The sequence below is a fragment of the Streptomyces sp. PA03-6a genome (genome assembly GCF_033792765.1).
GTDB lineage: Bacteria > Actinomycetota > Actinomycetes > Streptomycetales > Streptomycetaceae > Actinacidiphila.
In genome coordinates this window covers 1-8,684 of record NZ_JARAVK010000320.1, presented here as the reverse complement: position 1 = coordinate 8,684, position 8,684 = coordinate 1, and the positions used below count along the sequence as shown (strand labels likewise).

General features: G+C 69.0%; 10 protein-coding genes. 8 read left to right on the top strand and 2 right to left on the bottom strand.

Annotated elements, in window-relative coordinates; all coding sequences use genetic code 11:
* Window positions 1–26 precede the first annotated feature (26 nt).
* The 8 genes from PV350_RS41325 to PV350_RS41290 all read left to right on the top strand — a co-directional run bounded on the left by PV350_RS41325 (window position 27) and on the right by PV350_RS41290 (window position 6,653).
* Window positions 27–1,025 (top strand): hypothetical protein, encoded by a 999-nt coding sequence (locus PV350_RS41325; RefSeq protein WP_500338552.1) that lies wholly within the window; start codon window positions 27–29, stop codon window positions 1,023–1,025.
* Complete coding sequence (locus PV350_RS41320; protein WP_500338551.1) at window positions 1,022–1,981, top strand: lytic murein transglycosylase; 960 nt, start codon at window positions 1,022–1,024, stop codon at window positions 1,979–1,981. Before PV350_RS41325 ends, PV350_RS41320 begins: the two co-directional genes overlap by 4 nt.
* The gene (locus tag PV350_RS41315) at window positions 1,863–2,147 is read left to right on the top strand and encodes a C40 family peptidase (RefSeq protein ID WP_500338553.1); all 285 of its coding nucleotides are present in this window, start codon (window positions 1,863–1,865) and stop codon (window positions 2,145–2,147) included. The genes PV350_RS41320 and PV350_RS41315 overlap by 119 nt, the downstream gene beginning before the upstream one ends.
* Window positions 2,148–2,484: 337 nt before the next feature.
* The gene (locus tag PV350_RS41310; protein ID WP_500338549.1) at window positions 2,485–2,805 is read left to right on the top strand and encodes a hypothetical protein; all 321 of its coding nucleotides are present in this window, start codon (window positions 2,485–2,487) and stop codon (window positions 2,803–2,805) included.
* Window positions 2,787–3,080, top strand: a complete 294-nt coding sequence (locus PV350_RS41305; RefSeq protein ID WP_500338548.1) for a hypothetical protein — start codon at window positions 2,787–2,789, stop codon at window positions 3,078–3,080. Before PV350_RS41310 ends, PV350_RS41305 begins: the two co-directional genes overlap by 19 nt.
* A 1,153-nt stretch (window positions 3,081–4,233) precedes the next feature.
* On the top strand, window positions 4,234–5,442 hold the full coding sequence (locus PV350_RS41300) for a type IV secretory system conjugative DNA transfer family protein (RefSeq protein WP_500338547.1): 1,209 nt from the start codon (window positions 4,234–4,236) through the stop codon (window positions 5,440–5,442).
* Complete coding sequence (locus tag PV350_RS41295; protein WP_500338545.1) at window positions 5,439–6,392, top strand: replication-relaxation family protein; 954 nt, start codon at window positions 5,439–5,441, stop codon at window positions 6,390–6,392. Before PV350_RS41300 ends, PV350_RS41295 begins: the two co-directional genes overlap by 4 nt.
* Before the next feature lie 6 nt (window positions 6,393–6,398).
* The gene (locus PV350_RS41290) at window positions 6,399–6,653 is read left to right on the top strand and encodes a hypothetical protein (protein WP_500338544.1); all 255 of its coding nucleotides are present in this window, start codon (window positions 6,399–6,401) and stop codon (window positions 6,651–6,653) included.
* 419 nt (window positions 6,654–7,072) lie between these two features.
* Here the strand turns inward: PV350_RS41290 and PV350_RS41285 are convergent, their stop codons facing one another.
* A complete protein-coding gene (locus PV350_RS41285) occupies window positions 7,073–7,471 on the bottom strand; it encodes an early set domain-containing protein (RefSeq protein WP_500338542.1) in 399 nt (132 codons plus the stop codon).
* Window positions 7,472–7,482: 11 nt separating this feature from the next.
* A partial coding sequence (locus tag PV350_RS41280; protein ID WP_500338540.1) for a polymorphic toxin-type HINT domain-containing protein occupies window positions 7,483–8,684 on the bottom strand: 1,202 nt, incomplete at its 5' end.

Below are 8,684 nucleotides of genomic sequence, written 5' to 3'. Positions count from 1 at the left end.
AGTTCGGGCAGCGCCTGGCGCTCCGCATGCGGTACGCCAAGGTCGGTGGCACCCACCTGCCCGGCGACAACAGCGAGCTCGGCGCTGCGATCGGCGCTCATCTGTCCGGCTCCGGCGGTGGCGGGCTCGGTTTGGGGCTGGGCGGGTTCTCCGCCGCACACGGCGCGCTGCTGCTACGGCAGCGTTTCCTGTCCAACGCGCTGGCGATGACCGATGGGACCGGGATGCCGGCTGACACCGGCCGGCTGGCGACCGATGCGCTTGCAGAAGCCCGCCGGGGGCTTGCCCCGCTGGGAATGGCCATCACCTCCGCCACCCTCGGAGTGCGCGGGATGCGCGGGGCGCTTCGCGGCGCCTACGCCACACTGATCGGCCGCCGCCCGGACGACGAAGCTCTGGAGCGGATGCGGCGTCCCGTCGGGCCGGACGTGCAGGACGACCAAGGGAGAACGATCCAGCCGGGCGAAGCCCCCGTGATCAATCGCCGCACCGCTGAGCTGTTCCACGACCCTGACAAGGACCGGACGCTGCTGAGCACCCGAATCCACAACCGTGCTGTCCGCTTCCGTGGGTACCGCATCGCACGCCACGCAGGCCGGTTCGCGTACGGGTCCACGCTCGGCCTGCCGCGCAACCTCACGAAGGGCCGTCGGCACGCCACCGAGTTCACCCAGGACGCCTGGCACCAACTGCAGGTGACCAGAGGACGGATCGGCGAAGGGATCCAGGACTGGCAGGCGGCCGGTCGCGGCGTCCAGCGCGGTGCCGCCCACGTCGGACAGCGCCTGGCCACCGCGATCGACGTCCACGACCCGGCAATGCGCACCCGCGTGTTCGTCCGCGACACCACCGTGGGCGGCTGGCTGTTCGGCGCCAGCAGCGACGGCCGCAGCGCGGACCCGGCAGCTGGTGCCTCTCTGCCGGAGACCGGTCCGACCGCCGACCGGCGGCGGGTATTCGACGCCCTGCTGGAGGCTCAGCGCACCGACTGGCAGTGGGACCGCGACCACGGCGGTGAGGCGTGAAGGCGATACGCCGAGGGGTCTGGCTGGTCGTGCTGATGGTGGCGGCCGCGGTGTGCTGCGCGGGTCCGCTCGGCGCGATCCTGGCCGCGGGGATCAGCCAGACCGCGGTGAGCAGCGGCTTGGCGGCCGTGACGGGGATCCCGGCCCGGATGCTGACCGCCATCGCCCACGGCGCCCAGTCGGTGAAGGAGGTGTCGCCCGGGTGCCGGGGGATACGGTGGCAGGTCCTGGCCGGCATCGCCACGATCGAATCGGACAACGCCGCCGGGCACACGATCGGCCCGGGAGGGGACATCACCCCGCACATCCTCGGGCCGCGCCTGGACGACTCCGGGGCGGGAGGCAACACCACGGCGATCCCGGACACCGACGACGGCCGCTGGGACGGCGACCGGCAGTTCGACCGGGCCGTCGGGCCGTTCCAGTTCCTGCCCGCCACCTTCGCCGCGATCGGCCGGGACGGCAACGGAGACGGCCGCGTCGACCCGCACAACGCCGACGACGCCGCCCTCGCCGCCGCGACGTACCTGTGCGGGGACGGCCGCGACCTCACCGACGAGGACCAGCTGCGCGCCGCGGTGTACTCGTACAACCACTCCACCGCCTACGTCACCGACGTCCTCAACGCGATCCACCGCTACGACACCACCGGATCCACCACCGGCGGCGGTGGCGTGGCCACCGGTGACGCCCGGACCGTCATCGCGGCCGCATTGTCACAGCAGGGCGTGCGGTATTCGTGGGGCGGTGGCAACGCGACCGGGCCCGCTCCGGGGATCTGGCTCCCCGGGGCAGCACCAGGACGGCCGGCAGGTCGTGGGCTTCGACTGCTCGGGGCTGACCCTGTACGCGTATGCGCAGGTTGGGGTGAGCCTGCCGCGCCTCGCGGAGGACCAGGCCGCGGTCGGCCGCCGTATCCCCGCCTCCGCCGGCTACGGCGCGCTACGGCCGGGTGACCTGGTCTTCTACGGCCCCAACCCGGACAGCAACGCCGGGATCCACCACGTCGGGATCTACCTCGGCAACGGCCAGATGATCAACGCCCCCAAGCCTGGCACCCGCGTGCGCATCGACCCGCTGACTGCCCTGCCCGACTACGCCGGAGGAGCACGAATTCTATGAACACCCGCCAGTCGCCTCGGCTGTCGGGACCCGCGCTGACCGCCATCGCCGCCGTGCTGGCCATCACCGGTGCCGGGCTGCTGGGCGTCTCCGCATCAGCGGGCCCGGGCCACCACGCGGCAGCTTCCCGGACCGCGGCTTCGGAGCCTCGGCCATATCCCACAGCCCCGCGGTGTCGACGCCGGCACCACCCGCCGCGCGCCCTTCGAGGTCGCCTCGTTCTGGACACGCCACGGCGACCAGACCGCCAGTCGCCAGGACGCGGGCGCCCGCCACCGGCGGCGGGCTTCCGCCACCCGGCGCCGGACCGGAGGCCGACCCGCTCGTACAAAGGGCCATGGACCGGGCGGCGACCGGGGACTTGGCCCCGGCAACGGCCAGCCACCTGGTCGAACTGGCCAAGGCGATCTGGATCGCGGACGTCACCGGCACGGGCCGTGACCGCTGGCCGGGCTACTTCACCGATCCCGCGCCGTCAGCTGCCTACACCCGGTTCCGGATTCAGGCCGCCGCCGCTGGTCGCGACCCCGAGCACTCCAAGGCCGTGATGGTGCGGCTGGTGTGGGCGGGCGCCGACCCGGCCGGCACCTTCCTGGACGGCCGCACGGCCACCATCCGACTGATCAAGGAGGGACAGACATGGACCCCCGTACGGTAATCCTCGCCGACAGCCCGCTGTGGAGTGGCACCACCAGTCTCATGCTCTGGGCTTGGCGCGTCCTGCTGTGGATGCTGGCCAACGCGGTGTGGCTCAGCCTGGCCGCCGCATCCTGCTGGGTCGCATGGGATGTCCTGCGGCGCTACTTGGCCACGCGCGCTCTCAAGGAGCGCGCCTACGTCGAGCTGGTGCCTGGTGGGCAGTTCGAGACGTCCGAGGAAGAGATCCTGCGGTTCGGTGCCCAGCTGATCCGGGCCGCTTCCGCGGGCAAGTGATGGGTGCCGCGCGACGCCCGCACGGTGCGGATCCGGCTGCGCGCCGACGGCACCCGACCCCTGACGTATCGGGTGGAGGCGCCGGCGTCGGCCGCGCATCTGCTGCAGCAGACCCCCTACGCCCGGGTCCGCAGCGAGCCCGCCCGGCCGATCGCTTACAAGAAGCGCGAGCACACGGTCCGTGCCGTGTTCGCCCTGCACGGCACGGCCGCGTCCCGGCTGCGCGAGGTTCCGCTCGAGCCGGACCCGCTGCAACCGCTGATCGACGCCGTCGCCGACCTGCGCACAGACCTCGGCGACCTCGCCGAGGTCTGCCTGGACATCTCCCCCGCCTCCAAGTGGCACCTCAAGAGCCGTCGGCAGCAGGTCGTCCACGCCTCCCGGCAGCGAGCCCGGCAGGAAGCACGCCGCGAGGCACAGTGGATGGCGCAGGACGCCGCGTCGCTGGAGGACTCCTGGGGCTGGCAGCTCACCCAGCTGCTGACGCCCCCGGATCAGCGCACCAGCCGACGCCGAATGATGATGTCGCCGCGGCCGCCGCGCATCGACCGCGAGAAGGCCCTGGGCAAGCTGATGGAGGACACCGGCCTAATCAGGGTGCAGCTGCTCGTGCGATGCACCTCCGACCAGGTAGGGCGGGCGGAGCGGCGCCTGCGGCACATCGAAGCCGCGCTGGACGTCTACGCGGCCCGCACCCGATTGTCGTCGGTGGGCTGGTCCTGGGGCCCACTGCGGTTCGGACCGGACCGATGGCCATGGCGGACCCGGTTCGACGAGCGGTGGGCCAGCGGCCGCATCCGCCCACGCCGGGACTCCTGGGCGCGGATCGACGAACTCGCCGGGCTGCTCAAGCCCCCGACGACGCATACGCGGCTGCCCCTGCTGGCCAGCGACATCCCCCACCTATCGGCCAAGCAAGAACCTGCTGCCGCAGGGCTGGTACCGCAGCGCGGACGGCACCGAGCGGCTGCTGGCCACCCGCGAGGCGGACACCCTATTCGAGATCCAGGTCGGCAAGGCCGGCTGGGGCAAGACCACCCGCGCACTGGTCCAGGCCGTCGCCATCGCGCACGACCAGGGCGGGCTGGCGTTCATCGACCCACACCGCGACTCCTGGACCACTGCCGCCCCCTACCTCGCCCACGACACAATCATGAACCGGGCATGGCTGTTCGACCTCACCATCCGCAAGCCCACCAACCGACTCGCCTGCTGGAACCCGCTCAGCATGACCTCGGCTACGGCCAGCCACGAAGTCACCGCCGCGGTCGTCGACGCCTTCGCCACCTCACTCGGGTGGGGAGACGCCAACGCACCCCGCGCCATCACCATCCTGACCAAAGCCGTCGAAGCACTGGTCACGGTAAACACCCAGGCGGTAGCGGCCCGCAAAGCCGACTGCCAGGCCACCGTCTTCCAGATCCGCTCACTGCTGACCGACCCGCTCTTCCGCGCCCTAGTGGTGCATCGCCTCGACGACGACGCCAAGCGGTGGTGGGCCACCTCCGTCCCCGCGATCCCCGCCGACGCCCTGCCCACCGTCCTCAACCCCATCGACCGCCTCGCCGCCTCACCGGTCATCAAAGCCTTCCTCGGCTCCCCGACAGGCAGCTACGACATGCGCCACGCCATGGACCACTCCAAAGTCGTATGGATCTGCCCGGCCGGCACCGGACCCACCGACCGGCTCCTGACCTCAATGATCGTGCGCGACATGCTCCGCGCCGGGCTGTCCCGCCGCGACCTCCCCGAGCGCGACCGCACCCCCTTCCGGCTGTATCTGGACGAGCTAATCTCCCTCGACGGCGCCGCCTCCAGCTCCCTCGCCGAAATCACCGAGCAGCTCCGCAAATTCGGGATCCGGATGCACGGCATGACCCAGCTCCTGCACCGCATCAGCCCAGACGTGCGCACCGCGCTCCTGCAAAACGCGTCGTCGCTGTCGACGACCGCAGGCTCCATCGAAGCCGTCCGTCACATCACCGACGAGTGGGGCAACCAGGTCAGCCCCGCCGACGCCGCCGAACTCGGCCGCTACCAACACTTCGCCTCCTTCACCGTGAACGGCAAGCGCATCGGTCCCCTACGCCTGCGCGGCCCCGAACTCGACCACGTCTTCCGTGGCCTCGCCCGCCCCAACGCCAGAGGCGCCTTACACCGCGCCACCCACAAGAACACCGGCGCCCGGCCACTCGCCGAACTCACCGCCGCCGCCTCCACCCACGAAAAATCCGTCCTGGACTTCCTCACCGGCCGAGAGCCCGACACCGGCCCAGATGCCAGCGGTCAGGGCCCCGACGAGCCCAACCCGACACCCACCCAGCCACCCGGCACCAACACCCAACAGGGGCTGTTCGCATGAGCACCGACACCAACCGCGATGCCCTCCCCAACTCGCCGGCCACCAACACCAAGCCACAAACCCAGCCCAGCACCGACGACACACACGCCCACAAGGTCCTCGCACTCATCGCCCAGCACCGACTCGCCACCAGCCCACAGCTGCACCAGCTCATCTCCCCCCAAGGACGCCGCCAGACCATCTCCGCCGTACTCAACACACTGCGCGAGGACAAACTGCTCTCCTACACCGTCCTGCCAGCCAGCAACCGCACCCGGGCCTGGTACCTCACCCCTCGAGGAGCCCGCATCGTCGCCAGCTGGCCCGAACTGCGCAGCCGCCCCATCCAGCCGCCCTCCGGCGGCACCGACGCAAACCTACGAGCCGCCCACACCCTCACCGTCCTACGCGCACACCTGGGGTTCCTACACGACGCCCGGGCACGCGGCGATGAGTACGGGCCGCTGGACTGGGTGCCCGAGGTCGCTCACCGGCTGCCGGACACCGGCGGTGAGGACCGGCTGATCGCCGACGCGGTCCTGCACTACACCGCCACCAGACCGCAGCGCCTGCAGTACCGGGCCTTCGTCGAGGTCGACCGCGCCACCATGAGCAGCGAGCGCCTGGCGCGGAAGCTGATTTCGTACGCGCGGTTCCACGAGTACGTGCCGCAGCCGCCCGGTCGGCGGGGCACCGTCGCCGACCAGGACGCGATGCTGGCCTGGCAGCGCTTCTACCCGAGGTTTCCCCGGGTGCTGTTCGTCCTCACCGGTGCCGGGCCGGATGCGCTGCAACGGCGCATCGGTGACCTGCGGGCCATGGTCGCGGGGCACCCGCTGGTGACCCAGCTCGCCGGGCACGTCCCATTGGGTGCGGCGGTGCTGGAGGACCTCGAACAGTTCGGGGCGTCCGGCCCGGTCTGGACGCCGCTCGCGGGCGACCGTGCGCGGCGTTCCTGGATGGAGTTGTAGGCGCTGATGAAGAAGCTGCGGAGCCGGCCGCCGCGGTTCGTGGCGCTGGACAACAGGGCCGTCGACGATGTGCGGCTGAGCGTCTTGGACGTCGGGCTGCTCGCCGTGGCGCTGCGCTGCCCGGACGGCGCGGACTTCACCGTCGCCTCGCTGGCAGGTAAGCGCCGACCTGGCCGTGAGGCGTTGACGAAGGCGACGCGGAACCTAGTGGCGTGCGGCTACATCGTGAAGCTGAAAATCCAGGCGCCCAGCGGAACGTAGCGCACCGAGTTCTCCGTGGCTGATCTGCCCTTCACCCGCGATGACGTCGATGGGCTGCTCGCCGAAGTGCCGGATGCGCGGGCGGTGCGGGTGGAGCCAGTGTGGCTCGACCCTCGCAGCGCCACGGCGCAGTCGCCGGGTGATCAAGGAGGGGACGGGTCGGCCGTTGGAGGGCGGAGCCGAGTGACGGGATCCCGTCACTCGGTGGTGACCAGCCAGAACGACGAAGACTTCAGGTGGGACCAAGGTAGGCCAGGATGCACATGCCGAGGCGGATGCAAGGTAGCGACGATGCGACAGGAGGCAGGCCGCGATCAAGTCGTGGGACCGTCCGGGCAGGGCTACCGCCTCCCGTCACCGTGGCCCCGCCGAAGTTGAAACACGTCAGCGGGGCCACAAATTTCAGTGCGGCAGCGTCATCACTGCGCACTAGGCACGATAGGACCCTCGAGATCGAAGATTGGCGTCCTACTCTCGTCCTCGACAGCCCACACGGAGAATATCCATTCACCGTAGGCAAAGTCACTGAAGATCTCGAAGGCACGTCCAGCCCGGGTTTGAAAGCTCAGATCTTCTCCGACTTGGCGAGAATGAACTGCCACGCTAAGCAGCTCATCACCCACCAATCCTTCGAGGTCACAGGCATTCCCGTCTCCTCCAGAAAGCGACGGCGCCGACATGATTACGACACCATCCACGGAGACTTGCCAATTCGTATTGACGCGCAGGCGCCACCGATCCCCACTGAGAGATACACCATCCAAATCTGCCTCAACAGAAATGATCTCGAGTGGGAGAAATGCTTGGATCTCATCCACGATTAGCGACATCAGGGCCCCAGATCGACGTGGGTTCGGCGTCGGAAATATTCCTTGGGGGTCATCCCAAGGTCTACACCCTTCGGCGGCTGCACCGGCTTGCCCGTGAACGGACTTATCGGCGCGTCGGAACCGTTGGTGAATGAGGCCCGTAGGCCGGCGTTCCCATTGGCCGAAGGCTGCATGATGCGAATTCTACTACCGTTGGGAAGTTGGTATCCCACACCCGCCGATTTTGTGGGATAAGTGCTGAAGCCTTTCACGCCAGCGTCCACTGCAGCTTGCAGACCCGCTTGCAATCGCGCTGCACTCGTTGGCACGATAATTCCGTCCTTGCTCGCAACGAACGTAGCACGAGGAGTTGGACAAGCGTTGTGAACCAGAATCGGCGTCACACCTACGAGCACGTAGTAGGTGTGAAGTTCGGCAACGGTGAGGTTGTACATGTCAGCCGCGCCAGAGACGACATGGACGTCGACGATATGAACGTTCCGGTTTTCAGCAGTGTTGAGGGCGTGGCCCGGGGTGAGCTTGGCAGCCGGCACCCAAGTGTGGAGGGTATCGTCCCAGAAGGGATGCTTTGACGTGGTGTGAACCACTTCGGTGCGCCCATCAGCAGTACGCACCGCGAGGTCGGTTAGGTCGTTGTCGTGATTGACCATGGTGGCCGTCACTGTTCGGGCGCCTACGTGCTTGCCCGTTTCCTGTTCGGCCGCCTGAACTTTGTCGCCTATCTCGATCTTCCCGATCGGCTTGGTCTTGCCGCCGTCCATGAGAACTGGCGTCTCCGGGGAGAAACTGCACGCTTCCGCGGCCCTGCTCGCAGTCGCAGACAGTCGAGCGCCCAGTCCAGCCTCCTTACCTGCGGCGGCAACGCCAGCTCCCTCGCCTCTCGTACCCGCGAGGAGTAGGAGATTGAAGACCACCTTTCCGGTTCCTTGTGCACTACGCCCGTTCGAGTAGTCGTCGTATATTCCGAAACCCTCTTGGGCCACACCCCCGGCCTGGCCAGCCGGAGTGCCTGCGATCCCGTACATGACGGATTCCATGCATCGCTCGTTTTCGAACGTGCACTCCCAGCCGGAGGTGAACTGCTGCACAGGGGCGGCAATGAGCAGGGCTTGGGCGAGTTCCGGGGTCGGGTGGTTGGCCGGGCCGTGACCGGTTGGGGTGCATAGCAGCGCAGGCACGGGCTTCGTGATCATTGGGGTGT

Coding starts and splice junctions, on each gene's coding strand:
- PV350_RS41325 (WP_500338552.1), top strand. CDS start 27: ATGCGGTACGCCAAGGTCGGTGGCACCCACCTGCCCGGCGACAACAGC.
- PV350_RS41310 (WP_500338549.1), top strand. CDS start 2,485: ATGGACCGGGCGGCGACCGGGGACTTGGCCCCGGCAACGGCCAGCCAC.
- PV350_RS41305 (WP_500338548.1), top strand. CDS start 2,787: ATGGACCCCCGTACGGTAATCCTCGCCGACAGCCCGCTGTGGAGTGGC.
- PV350_RS41300 (WP_500338547.1), top strand. CDS start 4,234: ATGAACCGGGCATGGCTGTTCGACCTCACCATCCGCAAGCCCACCAAC.
- PV350_RS41295 (WP_500338545.1), top strand. CDS start 5,439: ATGAGCACCGACACCAACCGCGATGCCCTCCCCAACTCGCCGGCCACC.
- PV350_RS41290 (WP_500338544.1), top strand. CDS start 6,399: ATGAAGAAGCTGCGGAGCCGGCCGCCGCGGTTCGTGGCGCTGGACAAC.